Annotated in this window: 18 protein-coding genes; 10 read left to right on the top strand and 8 right to left on the bottom strand. The window is 59.5% G+C overall.

From position 1 onward, the window contains the following. Positions 1-13 precede the first annotated feature (13 nt). Positions 14-1,075: an ABC transporter substrate-binding protein gene (locus ACS3WB_RS14370; RefSeq protein ID WP_438276174.1), complete on the bottom strand. Its 1,062-nt coding sequence runs from the start codon at positions 1,073-1,075 to the stop codon at positions 14-16. 216 nt (positions 1,076-1,291) lie between these two features. Here ACS3WB_RS14370 and ACS3WB_RS14365 point away from each other — a divergent pair, with 216 nt between their 5' ends. The 3 genes from ACS3WB_RS14365 to ACS3WB_RS14355 all read left to right on the top strand — a co-directional run bounded on the left by ACS3WB_RS14365 (position 1,292) and on the right by ACS3WB_RS14355 (position 2,822). After that, entirely contained in the window at positions 1,292-1,672 is a 381-nt protein-coding gene (locus ACS3WB_RS14365) for a hypothetical protein (RefSeq protein ID WP_438276173.1), read from the top strand. Positions 1,673-1,791: 119 nt separating this feature from the next. Beyond that, positions 1,792-2,190: a phosphoribosyl-ATP diphosphatase gene (gene hisE / locus ACS3WB_RS14360; RefSeq protein WP_438276172.1), complete on the top strand. Its 399-nt coding sequence runs from the start codon at positions 1,792-1,794 to the stop codon at positions 2,188-2,190. A 50-nt stretch (positions 2,191-2,240) separates the two neighbouring features. Further along, positions 2,241-2,822 carry a YqaA family protein gene (locus tag ACS3WB_RS14355; RefSeq protein WP_438276171.1) on the top strand — a complete coding sequence of 194 codons (582 nt, stop codon included), beginning with the start codon at positions 2,241-2,243 and terminating at the stop codon, positions 2,820-2,822. 183 nt (positions 2,823-3,005) lie between these two features. On the opposite strand, the gene tlpA is transcribed toward ACS3WB_RS14355, so the two are convergent. After that, positions 3,006-3,677 carry a thiol:disulfide interchange protein TlpA gene (tlpA, locus tag ACS3WB_RS14350; protein WP_438276197.1) on the bottom strand — a complete coding sequence of 224 codons (672 nt, stop codon included), beginning with the start codon at positions 3,675-3,677 and terminating at the stop codon, positions 3,006-3,008. Between the two features lie 223 nt (positions 3,678-3,900). Between tlpA and argH the strand changes: the two genes are divergently transcribed. From argH to ACS3WB_RS14330, 4 genes are all read left to right on the top strand, one after another. After that, positions 3,901-5,298 carry an argininosuccinate lyase gene (argH, locus tag ACS3WB_RS14345; protein WP_438276170.1) on the top strand — a complete coding sequence of 466 codons (1,398 nt, stop codon included), beginning with the start codon at positions 3,901-3,903 and terminating at the stop codon, positions 5,296-5,298. A 62-nt stretch (positions 5,299-5,360) separates the two neighbouring features. Next, a complete protein-coding gene (gene lptM, locus ACS3WB_RS14340; RefSeq protein ID WP_438276169.1) occupies positions 5,361-5,666 on the top strand; it encodes an LPS translocon maturation chaperone LptM in 306 nt (101 codons plus the stop codon). 372 nt (positions 5,667-6,038) lie between these two features. Then, a complete protein-coding gene (gene lysA, locus ACS3WB_RS14335) occupies positions 6,039-7,304 on the top strand; it encodes a diaminopimelate decarboxylase (RefSeq protein ID WP_438276168.1) in 1,266 nt (421 codons plus the stop codon). 291 nt (positions 7,305-7,595) lie between these two features. Continuing rightward, a complete protein-coding gene (locus ACS3WB_RS14330) occupies positions 7,596-8,153 on the top strand; it encodes a c-type cytochrome (RefSeq protein WP_438276167.1) in 558 nt (185 codons plus the stop codon). Between the two features lie 773 nt (positions 8,154-8,926). Here the strand turns inward: ACS3WB_RS14330 and ACS3WB_RS14325 are convergent. After that, positions 8,927-9,334, bottom strand: a complete 408-nt coding sequence (locus ACS3WB_RS14325; RefSeq protein WP_438276166.1) for a DUF59 domain-containing protein — start codon at positions 9,332-9,334, stop codon at positions 8,927-8,929. A 617-nt stretch (positions 9,335-9,951) separates the two neighbouring features. On the opposite strand from ACS3WB_RS14325, the gene ACS3WB_RS14320 reads away from it, so the two are divergent. Beyond that, entirely contained in the window at positions 9,952-10,707 is a 756-nt protein-coding gene (locus ACS3WB_RS14320; protein WP_438276165.1) for a hypothetical protein, read from the top strand. 1,016 nt (positions 10,708-11,723) lie between these two features. Then, entirely contained in the window at positions 11,724-11,921 is a 198-nt protein-coding gene (locus ACS3WB_RS14315) for a hypothetical protein (protein ID WP_292617925.1), read from the top strand. Positions 11,922-12,715: 794 nt separating this feature from the next. Here ACS3WB_RS14315 and ACS3WB_RS14310 read toward each other — a convergent pair. From ACS3WB_RS14310 to ACS3WB_RS14300, 3 genes are all read right to left on the bottom strand, one after another. After that, positions 12,716-13,795 carry a CobW family GTP-binding protein gene (locus ACS3WB_RS14310; RefSeq protein WP_438276164.1) on the bottom strand — a complete coding sequence of 360 codons (1,080 nt, stop codon included), beginning with the start codon at positions 13,793-13,795 and terminating at the stop codon, positions 12,716-12,718. A gap of 120 nt (positions 13,796-13,915) precedes the next feature. After that, the gene (locus ACS3WB_RS14305; RefSeq protein WP_438276163.1) at positions 13,916-14,185 is read right to left on the bottom strand and encodes a hypothetical protein; all 270 of its coding nucleotides are present in this window, start codon (positions 14,183-14,185) and stop codon (positions 13,916-13,918) included. Positions 14,186-14,538: 353 nt separating this feature from the next. Next, a complete protein-coding gene (locus tag ACS3WB_RS14300; RefSeq protein WP_438276162.1) occupies positions 14,539-14,706 on the bottom strand; it encodes a hypothetical protein in 168 nt (55 codons plus the stop codon). A gap of 541 nt (positions 14,707-15,247) precedes the next feature. Here ACS3WB_RS14300 and ACS3WB_RS14295 point away from each other — a divergent pair. Beyond that, a complete protein-coding gene (locus ACS3WB_RS14295; protein ID WP_438276161.1) occupies positions 15,248-16,399 on the top strand; it encodes a hypothetical protein in 1,152 nt (383 codons plus the stop codon). A 69-nt stretch (positions 16,400-16,468) separates the two neighbouring features. On the opposite strand, the gene tsaA is transcribed toward ACS3WB_RS14295, so the two are convergent. Together tsaA and ACS3WB_RS14285 are read right to left on the bottom strand one after the other, a co-directional pair. Then, positions 16,469-16,912: a tRNA (N6-threonylcarbamoyladenosine(37)-N6)-methyltransferase TrmO gene (tsaA, locus tag ACS3WB_RS14290; RefSeq protein ID WP_438276160.1), complete on the bottom strand. Its 444-nt coding sequence runs from the start codon at positions 16,910-16,912 to the stop codon at positions 16,469-16,471. A 599-nt stretch (positions 16,913-17,511) separates the two neighbouring features. Further along, positions 17,512-17,855, bottom strand: a 344-nt coding sequence (locus tag ACS3WB_RS14285; RefSeq protein WP_438276159.1) for a hypothetical protein, incomplete at its 5' end; no start/stop codon positions are given.

The following is a 17,855-nucleotide window of genomic DNA, read 5'->3' as shown; positions in this document are numbered from 1 at the left end:
GCTTCGGCCGGCGTTATTCGGCCTGCGTGATCTTGCGGTCGCCGGCTGGCGGCAGAAAACTGTCGTCAAAAATATCAGCGGCCGTCGGACGATGGCGAAATTTGAAATCTTCGGCGATCTGGTCGAGCGACGTCTCGAACCGGACCGGGTCGATCGCCCCGATGCCGCTGTGCTTGACTTCGCTGGTCAGAATGTTGTCGCTCAGCACCGCGTTCAGCCGCTCAAGCTCGACCGCGCGCGATCCGCTATCCATCTGGGCGAGCACATCGTCGACCGCCTGTTCGGGCGCCTTGACGGTCAGCCGCAAGCCGGCAATCACCGCACGCACGAACGCCTTGACTGCTTTCGGCTGCTCGGCGGCGAACTCGGGATTGACGATCAGAACCTTGCCGTAGGCGGCGCAGCCGTAGTCGGCAAAGCGCAGGACCGTGAGATCGTCGGCCGGGATGCCGCGATTGCGCAGGTCGACCCCCGACAGATATGACAGGCCGGATATGGCGTCGAGCTGGCCTGCCGAAAGCATCGGTTCGCGAACGGCGGGGCCGACCTGAGCCAGTTTCACTGTTTTGAGCGGCAACTTGTTTCGACGGGCAAGAGCGGGCCACAACCTTATCGACAAGTCGCCGTCGGTGACGCCGATCGTCTTGCCCTCGACATCGGCAAGCGTGTCGATGCCCCGGCTCTTGCGCGCGATGAAGGCATAGCCCGCCTTGTCGAACAGCACGAACACCGCCTTGACAGGCGGCGCGCCCGGCTCGTCGCGAAAGCGGATCAGTGCATTGATGTCGGCTAGCCCCAGTTGACTTGTTCCGACCGCGACGCGCGCGATGGCGTCGGACGTGTCGCTGGCGGCGGTCGTCGTGACATTCAGGCCTTCGGCGCGGAACAGGCCTCGGGTCGTTGCCAGCACGATGGGGGCGACAGCTGCGTCTATCGGGCGATCAAGCGACAACTCGATCTGGGTGAGTGCGGCGGCTTTGGCGCGGTCATCCGCGATGCCGGAGCGCGCAACACCGACCGTGCCCAGGAGCATCAGCAGGACAAACCAGAAAGGACGCAGGGAACGGACTTGCATGGGCGTTGGGGCAATCGGCCGGATTGCGGAGGTTTGCGCAAACGCCCGCAGGTTTCGGAGCAAAGAGCCTAGCAGAGATAATCTGAATACGCGATGACCGCGCGATTTGCCGCAGCCCGTCAGACTTGCATTTGGACGCTGGAACTCGATGTGAATCGGGAAGTTGACTCCGGAGTGGCCTCAACCGGCCAAGAATATCAGCAGAGGGATAGTCAGATGTTGACGCGCAGAAACTTCAAATCGAGCGGTCGAGGCGTCGTTTTTGCGACGGTTGCGGCGATCGCTCTGACAGCGGCCGGCCCGTCTTTCGCCGGGTCCTCCGCGCCGGTTTCCAGCGGAATCTCGGCGACCCAATCCTCCAGTGAAGTAACGGATTTCAGCGCCGCGCGCCGGCACCATCGGCATTATCGGCGCGGCGGAGACGCTGCCGCCGCGGCTGCATTCGCCGGCATCATGGGCACCGTCGGCGCCATCGCGGCGAGCCAGGCGCGTCGCGATGCGTATTATGACTACGGCCCGGGATATTACGGCCCCAGATATTATGGCCCGCCCCGCGGCTATTATTACGGCGGACCCCGATACTACGTCCCTTATTGAGGATTTCGGGAGTTATTAAGACTAAGAGATGATGACCGGCGCCGGCTGCGATCGCGGTCGGCGTCGTTTGATTCCCGGCGTTAATATAGCGGCCATGTGTGTCCGCTAGCGTGGCCGGTATGAGTGATTCGTTGGAGCGGCTTTATCAGGCGGTGATCGCGGCGCGGGATTTCGATCCCGCCACCTCGCGAACCGCACGGCTGTTTCAGCGCGGTCCCGCCAAGATGGCCAAGAAAGTTGCGGAGGAGGCCGTCGAAGTTGCGATTGATGCGGTCGCTGGCAAGCCGGATGCGGTGATCCGCGAAAGCGCCGATCTGTTCTATAATCTCGCCGTGCTGTGGGCCGCGGCCGGAATCCGTCCGGAGGACGTGTGGGCCGAGATCGACCGCCGCGAGCGGTTATTCGGTATCGCCGAGAAGCTGCCGAAAACCGCGGCTAAACCGCTCAAGCCTTCCGCCAGGTCGGCGAGGGAGCGGGTTGTCGCGCTCGAGGCCCATCGGTTGCGCAAACGCCGCTGAATCCTCAGTCCAACCATGGACAAATCCACCGCGCAGTGGTTGATCGCGCCATGCTGAGACAGACCTATGACTGGTGCATTGCCGCCGCCGACAAGCCTCACGCGTTATGGATACTCGGAGCCGTGGCTTTTGCCGAAAGCTCTTTTTTTCCCGTGCCGCCCGACATCATGTTGCTGCCGATGTCGCTGGCGCGGCCGCAACGTGCCTGGCTGTTCGCGACGCTCTGTACCGTCGCCTCGGTTGCCGGTGGCGTGCTCGGCTATGCGATCGGTGCGCTGCTTTACGACTCGCTGGGGCAGTGGCTCATTCAGCTCTATGGCCTGGGCGACAAGGTAGAGTCCTTCCGCGAGTCGTATGCGCAATGGGGAGCCTGGATCATCATCGGCAAGGGCCTGACGCCGATCCCCTACAAGCTCGTCACCATCACCTCGGGTTTCGCCGGGTATAATCTCTGGCTGTTTATCCTGTGTTCGATCGTTGCCCGGGGCGGCCGCTTCTTTATCGTTGCGGTTCTGCTCAATCGTTATGGCGACGTCATCCGGCACGAGATCGAGAAGCGGCTCGGCCTGTGGGTGGCGCTGGGTGCCGCCGTTATCGTCCTTGGTTTTGTGATCGCGTTTCGCTTGCTCTAGCGGGTGTGCGTGGTTAGTCCCGGCATTTGGCCGAGGGTGAACAACCGTAGCTTTTCGGCGCTGATCCTGATGGCTTCGTTTGCGCGTTTCTTGACGCGATCCGAGATCCACCCCCGGACTAGGCCCGAGGACATGCTGCGCTCGAAAACGTGAGAGCGACGCGTTCGACGGTAGCGCCCGCGCTCAGTGCGCCAACGACGCCTGTATCAGTTCGATCGCGTCGGGGCTGTCCCATTCCGCCGGTCCGGACATGTTGCCGATTTCGCATCCCTGGCCGTCGATCAGCACCGAGGTCGGCATGCCCAGTGCCAGCCCTATTCCTTTAAGCTGCTGAAATACTTCTGCTTTATCGTCGTGGAAATTGCCGAGACGGGTCAGGTTGGCATCTCTCAGAAACGCCTTCGGCTTGTCGGCGTCGCGGGTGTCGATGTTGATGGCGACGACAGCGAATTTATCGCTGCCGAGCTTGCCTTCGAGCTTGTCCAGCGCGGGCATCTCTTTGCGGCAGGGCACGCACCAGGTCGCCCACAGATTCAGGAGAACGGTTTTTCCCTTCCAGTCCGAAAGCTTCTTGGGCTGACCGTCGCCGTCCATGAAGGCCAGGTCCGGTATCTGGCGCGGTTTTGAGGCCATCGTCAGGGCGGCCACTTCGCCGATGGCGCGGGGGGCGAGCTTTCTGGACAGGTCCAGGGAGGCGCTGCACGGCATGCCAGCGCTCGCCGCGGACCTTGCGTATCTCAGGTGCCCGGCTCCCAGAAGCGTGGCCGTGACTCCGGCAACGAGGGCGACCGCGACCAGCGGGCCGACGGGGAGCCTGCTCTGGGTGCGGCGGGACGGCGGGGTGGTTCCAGTCATATCGTTTGTCATCCTGTACAAGATGCGGGTATGCAGGCTTCGGCTTTATAGCGTTTTCCAGCAAAGTGGGCTTCGGTTCGCGTGAAGAAAACGCTCCAAATCAAGAACCTGAATTCTGTCACCGTTTCGGTGAAAGGGTGAGAGAATCCAAACGGCTTGAACGAACCGGCTGGATCGGTCGTCCAGCAGGCATGAAATGAGCGGCGCGGGCATTGAGAACAACATGAGCAACAAGATGTGGGGCGGCCGGTTCGGCGAGGGTCCCGACGCGATCATGGAAGAAATCAACGTCTCGATCGACGTTGATCGCCATCTTTACGCCCAGGACATCGCCGCGTCCAAGGTCCATGCTGCCATGCTTGCCGCTCAAGGCATCATCACGGCGGATGATGCAAAAAACATAGGCAGGGGTCTAGACACGATTTTGTCAGAGATTCGCAAGGGCTCTTTTGACTTCAAGCGGGCTCTTGAGGACATTCACATGAATGTCGAGAGCCGGCTCGCAGAATTGATCGGCGCCGCCGCCGGACGGTTGCACACGGCCCGCTCGCGCAACGATCAGGTTGCGACCGATTTCCGTCTCTACGTCCGCGATGTCATCGACGAGACCGACGCGGCGCTCGCGGCCTTTCAGCATGTTCTGGCGACGCGTGCGCTGGAGCATGCCGGAACGGTGATGCCGGGTTTCACGCATTTGCAGACCGCGCAGCCGGTGACCTTCGGCCATCACCTGATGGCCTATGTTGAGATGGCGGCGCGCGACCGCGGCCGCTTTGCGGATGCGCGCAAACGCCTGAACGAGAGCCCGCTCGGTGCGGCGGCGCTGGCCGGCACATCCTTTCCGATCGATCGCGGCGCCACCGCGAAGGGACTCGGTTTCGATCGCCCGATGGCGAATTCGCTCGATGCGGTGTCCGATCGCGATTTCGTGCTGGAGACGCTCTCGGCTGCGGCGATCGCATCGACGCATCTGTCGCGCTTCGCAGAGGAGATCGTGATCTGGACCTCGCCGCTGGTCGGCCTCGTTCGACTGTCGGACAAGTTCACCACGGGCTCCTCGATCATGCCGCAGAAGCGCAATCCGGACGCCGCCGAACTGGTGCGCGCCAAGACCGGCCGTATCGTCGGGGCGCTCACGGCGCTGCTGATCGTGATGAAGGGACTGCCGCTCGCCTATCAAAAGGACATGCAGGAGGACAAGCAGGGCGCGATGGAAGCATTCGGCGCGCTTTCGCTCGCGATCCGCGCCATGACCGGCATGGTTGCCGACCTCGTGCCGGACGAGGCGCGGATGAAAACCGCCGCCGGTGATGGCTATGCCACCGCGACGGATCTCGCTGACTGGCTGGTTCGGACCCTGAAGATGCCGTTCCGCGATGCGCATCATGTCACCGGACGCATCGTCGCGGCCGCCTCGAAGCAGGGACTGGCGCTGCATGAGTTGCCGCTGTCCGCGATGCAGGCAGTCGAGCCGCGCATCACGCGCGATGCGCTTGCGATGCTGTCCGTCGAAGCGTCGGTGAAAAGCCGCACGAGCTTCGGCGGGACCGCGCCGAAAAACGTCAGCACGCAGGCAAAGGCCTGGCTCAAGCGGCTGGAAAAAGAGCGAAAATCAGGCTGATCCGAAATATTCGTTCGAATTTTCCGGACTTCCGGGTCTCGCCAGAGCCGGGCATTCTTTGTATGGTGCCGCCGATTGGGGATATCGCCGTGAACAGCACTTCAACCTCGGTGTCCACGAGATGGGCGCTGATTTTCCTGACGACAGCAACGCTGGCGCTGGCCGGTTGCGGGCGCAAGGGCGGCCTCGATCTGCCGCCGACGGCGTCGGAGCAGTCGCGTGCCACGGCGGCGGCCGATGACAGCGCGCGCGAGGCGGCCGCCAAGGGCAGCCTGTTCGATCCTTCCTACGGCATGAACAATGGTCCGGCGGCTTCCAAGGGCGCCAGGAAATCCTTCATCCTCGATCCGCTGCTCGATAGCCACTGAGGCACTTCCTTTCCGCTTCTGATGGAATCAGTAGCGGGGCTGCATGCTCTTGATGTGACGCGTTTCTTCACACCACCGGTTTCCACTTCGCTTCAAACGCTCTAGTGTGGTGGTTCAGAAGTTTGCTTCATCATCCCCGTGTCTCCTTCAAACGAACTTCTGAACCCAAACCACTCGAAATATAAATTCGCTGGAGTCTGTCTCAACTGCGTTGACCTGGACCCGTCACTTTATCTTTTTATTTGAGCATGATCTTTTCCGGAAACCGGTTCCCACTTTTCGGGATCATGCTTGAGTGTCCTTTCGAATCCGAAGTTCGCTACGGAAGGTGCTGCATCGTGAGGCGAACTTCGGATTCGGAACACCAGGTCCATGCGCCACTTTGATTACCGCGACGGCGTGCTGCACGCCGAGAGCGTCAACCTGTCGACGTTGGCTGACGTGGTCGGCACGCCGTTCTATTGTTATTCGACCGCGACGCTGGAACGGCACTACCGCGTGTTTGCCGACGCCTTCGCGAGCGTCGACCACTTGATCTGCTATGCCATGAAGGCCAACTCCAATCAGTCGGTGCTGCGGACGCTGGCGAAACTCGGGGCAGGGGCGGATGTGGTGTCCGGCGGCGAACTCAAGCGCGCGCTGGCGGCAGGAATTCCGCCGGGCAAGATCTTGTTCTCGGGCGTCGGCAAGACCGAGGCAGAATTACGCGCGGCGCTCGATGCACACGTTCTCTGCATCAACGTGGAATCCGAGCCTGAACTCGAACTTCTGTCCCGGCTTGCGTCCGAAACCGGGCGTACGGCGCGCATCTCGCTGCGCGTCAATCCCGACGTCGACTCCGGCACGCATGCCAAGATTACGACCGGCAAGTCGGAGAACAAGTTCGGCATTCCGATCGCCCAGGCGCGCGCGGTCTATGCCCGCGCGGCAAAGCTGCCGGGCATCGCAATCACCGGCGTCGATATGCATATCGGCAGCCAGATCACCGACCTTGGCCCGATGGAGGCTGCCTTCCAGCTGCTCGTGGATTTTGTCGTTGCGTTGCGCGCCGACGGCCACACGATCAGCCACGTCGATTTCGGCGGTGGTCTCGGCATCCCCTATTACGAGGACCGTGCCGCGCCGCCCGAGCCGCGCGCCTATGCCGACATGGTCAGGCGCGTGACGCGCGATCTCGGCTGCACACTGGTGTTCGAGCCGGGCCGCATGATCGTCGGCAATGCCGGCATTCTGGTGACCCGCGTGATCTACGTGAAACGCGGTGGCGCGCGGAATTTCGTCATCATCGACGCCGCCATGAACGACCTGATCCGTCCGACATTGTATGAAGCCTATCACCAGATCATGCCTGTGCGTGCGGCGCCGAAAGACGCTGCGGTTATGGTTGCCGACGTCGTCGGTCCGGTCTGCGAGACCGGAGATTTCCTGGCGCTCGAGCGCAATCTGCCGGAGCCGCAAGCCGGCGATCTTTTTGCGATCATGACCGCTGGCGCTTACGGCGCGGTGCAATCGGGGACCTACAATACCCGCGCGTTGATCCCCGAAGTGCTTGTCAAGGACGATCAGTATGCGGTGGTCCGCCCGCGCATCGAGGTCGAGCAACTCATTGCGATGGATGCGGTCGCGCCCTGGCTGTGACCTCATCCTTGAGGTGCTGTGTTCACCATATGCGGCGCAGTGCGCTGCACTATGAAAGATCGCATTCGCAGTGCAAAATCCGGCGCGTCAGTTGCCGGGTTGAACCGTTGCACGACAAACATCTATTTGATATGGGTGTGCCCGCCGCTCCCCTTAGGCACGCAAAACGGGCTATAGTGGGGCTGTTCCAAGATCGATGATCTGGGGGGTGCCGCCGCCATCGATCCTTACAGTTCGTCCGGGGTATTCCCGGGTTTCTTTGGCTCCTCTACCGCTGGGAGTACTTCAGTAATGACCTCTGGGAGTGATACAGTGCATTCAAACCGGACCAACGCCATTCTCGGCGCGCTGCTGGGAACGTTGTTGTTTGTTCAAACGGTCCGCATCATCGACGAGTCGTTCAGCGGGCCGGAGAAACCGCACGCTGAGGCTGCCCATAAAGCGGACGCAAAGGCAGCCGCCGCTGCGCCGGTAGCCGCCGCCGCTGATCCGGCGGCGTTCAATAAGCTGCTTGCCAGCGCTTCCGCCGAGCGTGGTGCCGGGCTCGTCAAGCAGTGCCAGATCTGCCACAACACCGAGGAAGGCAAGGGGCCCAAGATCGGTCCTGATCTCTACGGCGTGGTCAATCGGCCGGTAGCTTCAGTGCCGGGCTTCAACTACTCCGCCGCCTTGAAAGCCAAGGGTGGTAATTGGACGTTTGCCGAACTCGACAAGTGGATCGAAGATCCGCGCGCCTATGTTAAGGGCACGTCGATGAGCTTCGCCGGCTTGAAGAGCGAGACCAAGCGCGCCGACCTGGTCGCTTATCTCAATACGCTCTCGAAGAGCCCGGCGCCGCTGCCGAAGTAAAGAAAGGGCATAGGTCTCCGAAAGGAGGCCGATGCCTGCAGCAAGAGCGGCTCGCTGCATTTGATTGTGTCACGACCCATGGCGTTCGCGAGTTTCCGCTCGCGTTCGCCCCATGGGGCACAGCGGTTCAGGCTCGGCTAAGAGCCAGAGCGGCGGCCAAGCCGTTCACCGCGCGAGCCACTTACCGCGAATGCGTTGCTTGTGCGAATTCGCGACGTGCGGTCGAACTGCTTCGTGAATAGCCGCGTCTGGTAGGTTCCCGCTTCGGGCTGCATTTCAGCGGTGCTATCGTCGGAGCCCTGCCAACATCTCATCGCACTGTTCCGGAGTGGCACTCGCCCGGCAGGCGTGCCGGCGTGCCCACAACTGTCCATATGACCCGCCGAATGGCCTGCCATCCGGATAGACGCTTCTGTGACCATGTTAGCGCGCGAAGTTGCCCGCCTGCTTTTGCTGCACTGCAAGCAAGAGATAAGCTAATCTCTAAAAGAACCAGTCTACTCAATCAGGGCCGCCTCTGCCGAGCGACCTCGTTCCGCCAGCATCCGCCAGCAGATGTGTTGGTCGGCTCCCAGAGATCTTCGCAGGCTGACGCCGGGTAGGACGAGCGGCAATCGTTGAACGCGCGGCTGGGTCACCCGCCGTGACTTGCAATCGGGGCGTTTCCGTCTCAATCTCTGTGCCGACCGCCGACCGCCGACCGCCGACCGCCGACCGCCGACCGCCGACCGCCCGCGTGATTGAATGATGTGAGCGGGTGATGGTCTTGACCATCACCACATGTTGAGCACGGTGCGCGCTTCGTCGGACATGCGGCTGGGATCCCACGCCGGCTCCCATACGATCGCCACCTTGGCGCCTTGCACGCCCGATACGCTTTTGACCGCGTTCTCTATCTGGCCAGGCAGTTCCGCCGCCGATGGGCAATTTGGTGACGTCAGCGTCATCTCGATATTGACGGTGCGGTCGTCGTCGATCACGATTTTGTAAATCAGCCCAAGTTCGTAGAGGTCGGCCGGAATTTCCGGATCATAGACCGTCTTGAGCGCGCCGACGATATCCTCTCCCATGCGCGCCATTTCATCCGCCGGGACATTCGATGACGAATCCGTCGCGTCGGCGGCGTCCGCGCCATCCGAGGAAACGCTTTCGGTTCCAGCTAGATTCGCCTCGTCGGTCATACCAAATACTCCTGCGCTTTGGCGAACGGGCTGCACTCTGGTCGGCCCGTGTGGTCTGGAGAGTGCGGATTCTGATTTGTCTTCCGCTCGAACGTCGTCAAAGCGTTCGCCAATGCAGCCTTCGGTTTAGGCAGCGTATTGCTCTACATAGCGCAGTTACAGGTCTTCTCCAAGCGTCAACAGAAGAACGCCTGGTATCAGACCGGCGGGGTGCGACCGAAGTGGCATGGCATGATTCCGGATTTGACCTCGTGATATTCGCGGGTGGATGAGGTAAGTTCCCGTAGAGGTCGCGAAGTCTCAAGATAAGCCAGAACTCCGGTTTGAGTAATTCTAGCGGGATATGGTTTTCCGAAGCGCGTTCCGCTCGCATGTGGCGAATTTTGGCCCGTTTTCGGGGCGAATTGCCGCTCTCGTCCCCAGGCTGCCGCACGGAATGGAGTTGACGCGATCGTTGTTGCCGTGGTAGATTCTGACTACACCAATTTAGCATGGTTGGATCGTTGGACTAAGATACGCAACCGCCTTTCATGAGTGAGAAATCGGCGGAACGAGTTCGCATCGCGGGTATTGTTATTGATGTGGGGAGTGCGTAGTCCCAACCAGAGGAGCCCTTCATGTGCGACTACAGTCTGCATCACGTAGCGTCGCGGCCTGCCAAGGTCGCCGATAAGCTGGTTACGATGGAGCTTGCAAAATCAAACGTGCGCGGTTTTGCCGCCGTAGGCGAGCTCGGCCCCAAGCTTGTGATTCATGACAGCCCGCCAGAGTTGGCGGTCTGCTTGCTTCCTGGAACGGAACTCGCCTTTGACGAGAACGTTCAGTACGAATGCCCCCGCAGCTTTCTTGGCATAAAGTTCTCGGGCAAGGCTCGTGTCGATCACAAGGTCGCGAGCTTCCGGAAGGTAGACGTGGACAATCCGCACGTTCAGCATGACGCGCTGGAATTTCCGAACGGGCAAGTTTTGAAGATTACGCAGCTCGTAAGTGGTCAGACCGCCACGGTGCTGCAGTTGCCCGCCAATGCTCCGCAGGATGACGAGCACGATCATGCGCATGCCGGACATCGGCGCGCTCGCGATTCGCGTCTCGCTCTGAACCGCAGTTCGAGCAAGCAGGGAATGTTCGTGCCGAGCCAGGGCGCGGTAATGTTGTGGGACACGTTCCGTGGCACGGCTATTGATCTTTCAATGGCGCTTGCCGAATCGTTCCAGCGGTTCACTGCTCCCAAGCAGCCCTCTATTCTTGAAGCTGAATTGGCTGCCGGTATTGGCACCGAGGTAAGCTTCCAGGACGGTGTGCCGACTGTGAAGACGCTTCCCGCGCAAAAGCCGGAAGGCAAAGTCAAGGCCAAGTCTGCCTCTGCCGCTTAGCTTGGGCTAAGCTGCTTATTCGTCGACGACCGCGGTCAAACGCGCCAACCTCGGAAACGAGGGTAGCGCGGGCCGCGGTCGACGCGTTTTTGGCCGCTGGAATTTGTTTCTTTCGGATGTGGCGTCCCTTCTGACTCGCCTGAAGAAGCCTATCCGTTTTGCGTAAGTGACATGCGTCAATCAAAACCAGACGTCTGCTGAATATGACGATGAACTTGGTGCATTTTAGTTTCTGATCAGAAGCTAAGTTCCATATTGTTGTTTTGACGTATTCCTTCACGCGAGCCGGTATCTATCCTCGGGTCAAGCGCTGAGAATATCCTTCGCGCAAAAACGCTTTAGGATGCAAACCTGAGCACCCTCGGAAAGCGGCCCGGCAGGATCCGAGCGGTAAACTTCACAAACGATCAGTGAAAGTCGTATTGATCGCCTGTCGCGCGCCGGCACGCACGTCCCAAGCCAGTTTTGTCCAGCAACCGAGGAGAAGCGGTGCTGCCCTGTCATGCTGGCGTCTCCTGCGGATCCCGGAACTGACAGGATGCGCGCTCGGCCATTGGTCAATACAATCTCGGCTATTGCGCGGTCGAGCGCAGTGTGTATGCGGGGTTTGACTCAAAGCGAAAAGCCGGCTGTCGAAACGCGCCCAAAACCAAAATCAATCGATTTTCTTTTCGATGAAAAGCGGAAAGCGTCTTGGCGCGTCCTGCTATTTCTCCGTCAATCGCCTGACGAGCCGGATAAAACGCGACTTCCAATTATCGATATCTTCCGCGCTGCGAAAAGCAAGCTGCAGCGCGGAACGATCTGATTGGGTTGTCGCGCCATTGATGCGAGCAACGTCGCCGATAGAAAAGCGGAGGAAGTTGCTTCGTTCTCATGCAGACTTGCCGCATAGTCGATGAGGGATATCGCGAAACGCGCAAATGGAGTTGAAGCGAAACCCGAGGACGCATAGTATAGTGAACTCGCTGCTTGGCCTCATCCAATAACATCAACATCCGGGAAAACGCCTTAGAATGCACGCTCTATTGAGAATCGTCGGGGTTATTACCCTGGTCGCCGGACTGGGCTTCATGGGACAGGGCTTCCGGTTTTACAACCTTCCCGCCGATAGCATCCTCGTCAGGCATACCGAATGGGTCTATTACGGCGCAGGGATGGCCGTAGTCGGCTTTTTGCTCATCATTTTCTCGCGGCCCTCTGAGGAGCCGTAGAATTCAGAGGAGCCGTAGAATTCAGAATGTCGCATGGCAGGTCGATGGCATTTCGCCATCGTCCTTCCGGCGACAGTCTCCACCGGTCGCCGTTACTCGTGCGGCGTCGGCCCCCAAGACATTAGAGGGGGAGCGTCTGGGATGGCTACCCGTAAGCATGCCAGCCCCATCTGCGGCTGACCGCGAAATGCCGAGCTTGAGAATGCTTATTGGCCGCGGTCCGCGACCAGCGCTGTTCGAGATGCTGAAATCCGATATTGGCTGACAGCCAAACAGAATCTCCGCGGAGCCACGCGAAGGCGAGCGCATCATCTACTCTGAATCAACCTTGTTCGAGCGATCTGATTGCGTAGGCGGTCAGCAGCTTCGTCGTGGCAGGAAGAGCTTGTCGAGGCTTTGCAGCTAGAGCGTTTCAAGCGAAGTTGATACCGGTTCGCGCGAAGAAAACGCGTCGGATCAAAATCACAGAGCCACGCTTCTGATTCATCTAGTCTAGCTCTTTGAGCTGAGCCTTTGGCCGCTCTTATTGCTGTTCAAATGGCGCGGCGTGTGTGGTCGTCGTGCTCCCATGGAGCATCTTCCTGGAACGCGAGATCGGATTGGCTGTGTCGCCGATGCCGGGACCTGTCGTTTCTAATCCATTTCGAGCCAAGTATATCCTCGGCTGACCCGACGATGGATACCGGTTCGCGCAAAAAAATGCGTCAAACCAAAACCGAGAGACTTACGGTTTTTGTGAAACCGTAAGTCTCTCGTTTGTTCACCATATCAGCAGGCTAGAGGAATCGCTCACATCAGGCGATGCAGCTCTGGAATCCTTCAGCGATCTTCTCTTCCGGCAGGTTGCGGCCGATGAAGACCATGCGGCTTTCGCGCTTTTCGTCCTCTTTCCAGGGGCGCTGATGGTCGCCGTCCAGAATCATATGCACGCCCTGAAATACGAAGCGCCGATCTTCATCCTTGAAAGCAAGGATGCCCTTGCTTCGCAAAATGTTCGGACCTTCGACCTGCACCAGATCCTCGATCCAGGCAAAAAATTTATCCGCGTCCAGCGGTTTGTCGGTCCGGAACGAAAGCGATTGCATCTCCTCGTCGTGGTAGTGCTTGAGCCCGCCGTTGTGTTCTTCGTGCTTGTGATCGTGATGGTCATGATCGTGATCATGATGGTGGTCATCGCCGTGATCGTGGTGATGATCGTGGCCATGGTCATGATCGTGGCTGTGATCCTTGGTTTCGAGGAAAGCCGGTTCGAAATCGAGAATGCGGTCGAGGTCGAAGGCATTGCGCTCCAGGATCTCGTTGAGCGGGATCTGCGCCCGCTGGGTCCTGTGCAGCTTCGCGTAAGGATTGATGCCGCGGATGCGCGCTTCGATCTCGCTGAGTTCGGCTGCAGATACCAGATCGGTCTTGTTGATCAGAATTACATCGGCGAAGGCGATCTGGTTCTTGGCTTCGGGAGCATCCTTGAGCCTGTCGTTGAGCCACTTGGCGTCGGTGACCGTGACGACCGCGTCGAGCTTGGTTTTACTTCCGACGTTCTCGTCGACGAAGAAGGTCTGTGCCACCGGTGCCGGATCAGCAAGCCCGGTCGTCTCCACGATAATGGCGTCGAACTTGCCGTTCTTTTTCATCAGGTCGGCAAGAATGCGCATGAGATCGCCGCGTACGGTGCAGCAGATGCAACCGTTGTTCATCTCGAACACTTCCTCGTCGGCGCCGACGACAAGATCGTTATCGATGCCGATCTCGCCGAATTCGTTGACGATGACGGCGTATTTCCTGCCGTGCTCCTCCGAAAGGATGCGATTGAGCAGGGTGGTCTTGCCGGCGCCGAGATAGCCGGTCAGCACGGTGACCGGGATTTTATCAGTCATTTGGTTTCTCCGCTGGTCCAGCTATATAGGCGTCCAGCCGTTCTGCATCAATTGCCGCGAGGACTCGTCTCCCGGCGTCGGACTTACCGGCTGTCGCCGCGTCGCAGCCGCCTGACCTGGTTATCGCTCTGTTTCCTGCTTCGCCGCATCCGGCTGGGTGTCGTCCGCCTCCCGCGTCAGCAGCCCGGCGCCCAATAACCCGGCGATGAAAATGTCCGGACTCATGGTCGAGAGGTGGATGCCTTCCTGGAACATCCGATCGGCCACCGCTTCCATATAGGCGTGGTCGCTGAGGTTTTGTTCGTTCCAGCTTGACTCGCGCAGACGGGTGATTGCTTCGGCCGATGTGGCGGCCTCGATCAACAGCCCCTGGTTGGTACGATATCGCATTGGTTATTCTCTCCTTAAGGCCGCTGTCTCTGCCTCTCGAGCATTCCGGCTACTGCCTGTTCATGGGCGATCAGATGTGCATGGGGACCTGTTCGATCAGCGCCGGATTTCGTTGTTGTCAATCCAGCCGGTTTCCCGATGCCTTGCCTGCCGCGACTGACGATAACTGCAGCCGTTGCTATGAAGAAATTCGGACCCTGTCGACTGAAAATATGCCCTCGCCATTGCTGATCGCGCGGATCTTGCGCGTCAGGCACCGTCCGCAATCATGGTGAAGATCGTGTCGAAGCGCGCGCATCGCCATAGGCGCTCCAGACCAGTTTGACGGAAACGGGCCTTCCGCGCGAATGCGATCAATCGGCGAGAACGACCATTTCGCCTTCGATGACCTGATATTCGGCCAAAAGCTCCGGAGTGGCTTCGGAATCGACCGTGATTTCCGCGTCAGGAAGGCACTCCTTGACGGCTCGCAGAGCCTCGGCCTGATCGGCGATGGCGACAAGGATGAATTCGTGGCGCATTGCACCACTGGCCCCTCTGCCGGGTCTTACGGAACTGATTTTCCAACCTTTTAGCATAGCTTCCTATGGCATGGATTTTTGCCGGCGTACACATTCGATTTGACGACCATCGCCCGTTCCGCGCCGCTCCGCGGCTTCGGTTTCAAGAACGACGAATTCTCGATGGCAGCCGCTGGTCAAGTACATTGCGGTGCAACATCGGGCCACGTCGTCCGTGCGCGAGCCGTTATGCAGTCGGTCTCCCGTCTGCAGGCAGATAGCCGGCTTCATCGTTCGCAAGCGAATGGACAAAGCCTTTTTGGAAAACGCGCTTCGAATCTGCGCATCCGTCCCGTTGACCGGCTGTTTGACGTGTGTCGCTGCAACGCCTTTATCCATTGAACCCGAGGTTTTGCGATTGTAAACGTGCGGCCTTCGAAGAGGTCATCTGATGCCGGAAACTGCACTAAGCTCACTCGTTCGCGTGTTGAATCGCCCCATCCATTTCCCGAAGTCCGGTGAAGCCGGATGCCTCGTCGTCGGGGAGGCGCCCACGCCGTTCGTGGCACCCAGGCTGGAAATCGAGGAGGGCGACCCGTCTGCCTTGGAGAAGGAGATCGTTTTCATCGAGGCCTCCGCAGCGATCGGCAAGAGCACATTGGCAAGGCAACTGTCCGCGACGCTCAAGGCACCGATCCTCGACCTGGCCAAGGTTTCCGTTTCGGCCGGCTCTCTGCGGGCAATAATGGCTGGTCTGGAAGCCGCCGACAAAAGCGATCCGCTCGCCGCATTTCACGAGGGGAAGATTCCACTCATTGTGGACGCTATCGATGAAGGAAGGCTGCTGTCGGGCGAAGCGGGAATCGAGCAGTTTCTCGCATCCATCGTCGAACTCCTGCAGAGCGACCGACGCGTTACCTCGCGACCCAAGCTGGTCTTGCTGGGGCGGTTCGAGTCGATCGAATTGGCCCGGCAGCAACTCGCCGCGCACGCGATTACGCACGTCACGGCGAACGTCGAGTTTTTCGACAAGGAGGGAGCGCGCCAACTGATCCACGCCTATGCCGCATCAGCCGCAAGGCCCGGTTCGCACTATCTGCAGCACCCGGAACAAGCGCAGGATTTTATCACTGTTTATTTTGACGCAATCGAAGCAGCGCTGGGGCTGCCGGCAGGAGAGCTGTGGCAGAACGAACGAGGCAAAGTGTTCGCCGGATACGCTCCGGTTCTTGCGGCGGTAGGATCTATCCTGGCCGTGATCGATGATTTCGCAAACGTCGCCAGGAACCTCAGCGCAAACGGCGGCCGCGAAGCCTGGGGAATGGTCGAGGCGGTTTTGTACGAAATACTGGGTCGCGAACAGGATAAGTTGCGGGATCGGCTGAGCGACCAATGCGAGTGCGCGCTGCCAAACGCGGTTTATGATGTCGAGGAGCAGTTGTCGCTGCTTGCGCAGTACATCGAGTCGAAGCCGCTCGAGGGCGCCGGCCGTGTCAGGTTGCCTCCCTCTGAGATGAAAAAATACAGGGAAATGGTCCGAACCTATCTGCCGCATCATCCGTTCCTGCGGCGGCACGAATTCGGAGATGCGGTGCTGGGTGCGGGCGCGGTGTCGCGCGCCGTCTATCACGGCGGAACGATTTCGCGCGATCGGCTGATAAGCCTGTCGCGGCAATGGCGGCAGTCCGCGCCGACGCGCCGGCCCTCGCGTTGATGGTGTAAGCGTCGGATGTGCGAAGCGACGGGTCGTCGGCGTAGGCTGACGCGCCGACCGAAGCGGCTGTTACGGTTTCAAACGGCCCGTTGCCATCAACCACCATTCCGGAGCCCGGAGCCCGGTGACGGCGTCATAGGCATCGTAGGGTTTGATATCGAGGACAGGGGTGCCGTCATAGGCGTCCAGCGCTTTCACGGTCAGAACGTTTTCGTCGCGTTTCAGCAATTCGACGACGGCGAGTCCGATCGGATTGGGCCGCTCTCGACCACGGGCGCTGAACACACCGACTTCCGGCAAATCTTCGCGATGCCGTGGATGGACTGTGAGTTGCTCGGGCGTCCAGGTGAACTGATCCATCCAAAACAAGATAAACAAATGGGACCAGTCCTCGATGCCGGTCAGGGTGCGCTCGAGATCCTCGCGCACTACGATCTCGGCGACAATGTCACGGCGGGAAATTCGCGTGTCCTTGTTTCTGTACGGGCTGCGCACCGTACCTATTGATTGCATGCAAATCGTCATGTGGGACTGCCGGGTGCGTGATGATTGAGTCTGCGATATTGTCCCGGCATGCTTTCTTGCCGCTCGGAGCGCGGACCGTAGCTCGAGTTTCGGCTATTCTGCCGAATGCCTCCCGTGAGCGTCAATGACGCCGTCCAGTGACGGGCGCTTCGCCAAGAAAATGTGTGTCGTTGCGACCTCAATTCGTCTCCGTACCGGCTTGCGCATGTGAGATAGGGAACACTGCCGCCTGAATTCAGGTTGTGCTGTCGATCACGGATTGCGATGTCGGATGTGCAGTGGAGGCATGCGATCCGCGCAGCATGAAAATGAAAGAGCGCGAAGTGTGCTGATAATCTGGTCTTAAGGCCTTCAAGTCACGCCACGATAGGCGGCGTGTTTGCGCTTCAGCAAACGGCCCTCCCTACAATGGGCCGCTCCTTCGCAAAACTGCTTTTTTCCGCCGCGCGGATCTGTGCGAGCTTCATTCCCGCGACTGTGTTTGCTGATGATTGTCATCGCCGAGGAGCGGAATTCGGTACATGGTCAAGAAAGAGTAAGAAGATTTCAGTCGCTGATTGCGCCCGAAACCAATCTTAGACTGCTCATCAACGCAACAGCTTCACGCATTGACTTGAAAATCCGGACGAGACGCTTGTTGCGTCCGCGGAGATGCAATTGATCATCGTAAAGGAACGACTTTCGTCATTGCCGCAGAGCAGCATGAACGGCGCTTGCATCTTAAAATATACTCCTTTAAGAAAACGGCCGGTACGTAACGCGCTTGTTGGGCCCGTATCGATGGCCGCCAGGTGCTGGTGCGGGTTTATGACAAGGAGCGCGAGCGGCATGAAGATGTCGAATGGCCTTGATGGCCGCCGGTTTGGCCGCCGGTTTCTGGGATTGGCGTTTGGAGTAGCGGCGGCTGCCGCGAGTGGATCGGCGTTTGCGG

Origin of the sequence: Nitrobacter sp. (assembly GCF_051535215.1) — a bacterium.
Taxonomy (GTDB): Bacteria; Pseudomonadota; Alphaproteobacteria; order Rhizobiales; family Xanthobacteraceae; genus Nitrobacter.
This window is presented reverse-complemented; position numbering and strand designations above follow the sequence as displayed.

Excerpts from the sequence above, each read along its gene's own strand:
- hisE (WP_438276172.1), top strand. The coding sequence starts at position 1,792 with ATGAGTGATTCGTTGGAGCGGCTTTATCAGGCGGTGATCGCGGCGCGG.
- tsaA (WP_438276160.1), bottom strand. The coding sequence starts at position 16,912 with ATGCAATCAATAGGTACGGTGCGCAGCCCGTACAGAAACAAGGACACG.
- ACS3WB_RS14315 (WP_292617925.1), top strand. The coding sequence starts at position 11,724 with ATGCACGCTCTATTGAGAATCGTCGGGGTTATTACCCTGGTCGCCGGA.
- lptM (WP_438276169.1), top strand. The coding sequence starts at position 5,361 with ATGGTGCCGCCGATTGGGGATATCGCCGTGAACAGCACTTCAACCTCG.
- ACS3WB_RS14365 (WP_438276173.1), top strand. The coding sequence starts at position 1,292 with ATGTTGACGCGCAGAAACTTCAAATCGAGCGGTCGAGGCGTCGTTTTT.
- argH (WP_438276170.1), top strand. The coding sequence starts at position 3,901 with ATGAGCAACAAGATGTGGGGCGGCCGGTTCGGCGAGGGTCCCGACGCG.
- ACS3WB_RS14325 (WP_438276166.1), bottom strand. The coding sequence starts at position 9,334 with ATGACCGACGAGGCGAATCTAGCTGGAACCGAAAGCGTTTCCTCGGAT.
- lysA (WP_438276168.1), top strand. The coding sequence starts at position 6,039 with ATGCGCCACTTTGATTACCGCGACGGCGTGCTGCACGCCGAGAGCGTC.
- tlpA (WP_438276197.1), bottom strand. The coding sequence starts at position 3,677 with ATGACTGGAACCACCCCGCCGTCCCGCCGCACCCAGAGCAGGCTCCCC.
- ACS3WB_RS14330 (WP_438276167.1), top strand. The coding sequence starts at position 7,596 with ATGACCTCTGGGAGTGATACAGTGCATTCAAACCGGACCAACGCCATT.
- ACS3WB_RS14355 (WP_438276171.1), top strand. The coding sequence starts at position 2,241 with ATGCTGAGACAGACCTATGACTGGTGCATTGCCGCCGCCGACAAGCCT.
- ACS3WB_RS14310 (WP_438276164.1), bottom strand. The coding sequence starts at position 13,795 with ATGACTGATAAAATCCCGGTCACCGTGCTGACCGGCTATCTCGGCGCC.
- ACS3WB_RS14300 (WP_438276162.1), bottom strand. The coding sequence starts at position 14,706 with ATGCGCCACGAATTCATCCTTGTCGCCATCGCCGATCAGGCCGAGGCT.
- ACS3WB_RS14320 (WP_438276165.1), top strand. The coding sequence starts at position 9,952 with ATGTGCGACTACAGTCTGCATCACGTAGCGTCGCGGCCTGCCAAGGTC.
- ACS3WB_RS14305 (WP_438276163.1), bottom strand. The coding sequence starts at position 14,185 with ATGCGATATCGTACCAACCAGGGGCTGTTGATCGAGGCCGCCACATCG.
- ACS3WB_RS14370 (WP_438276174.1), bottom strand. The coding sequence starts at position 1,075 with ATGCAAGTCCGTTCCCTGCGTCCTTTCTGGTTTGTCCTGCTGATGCTC.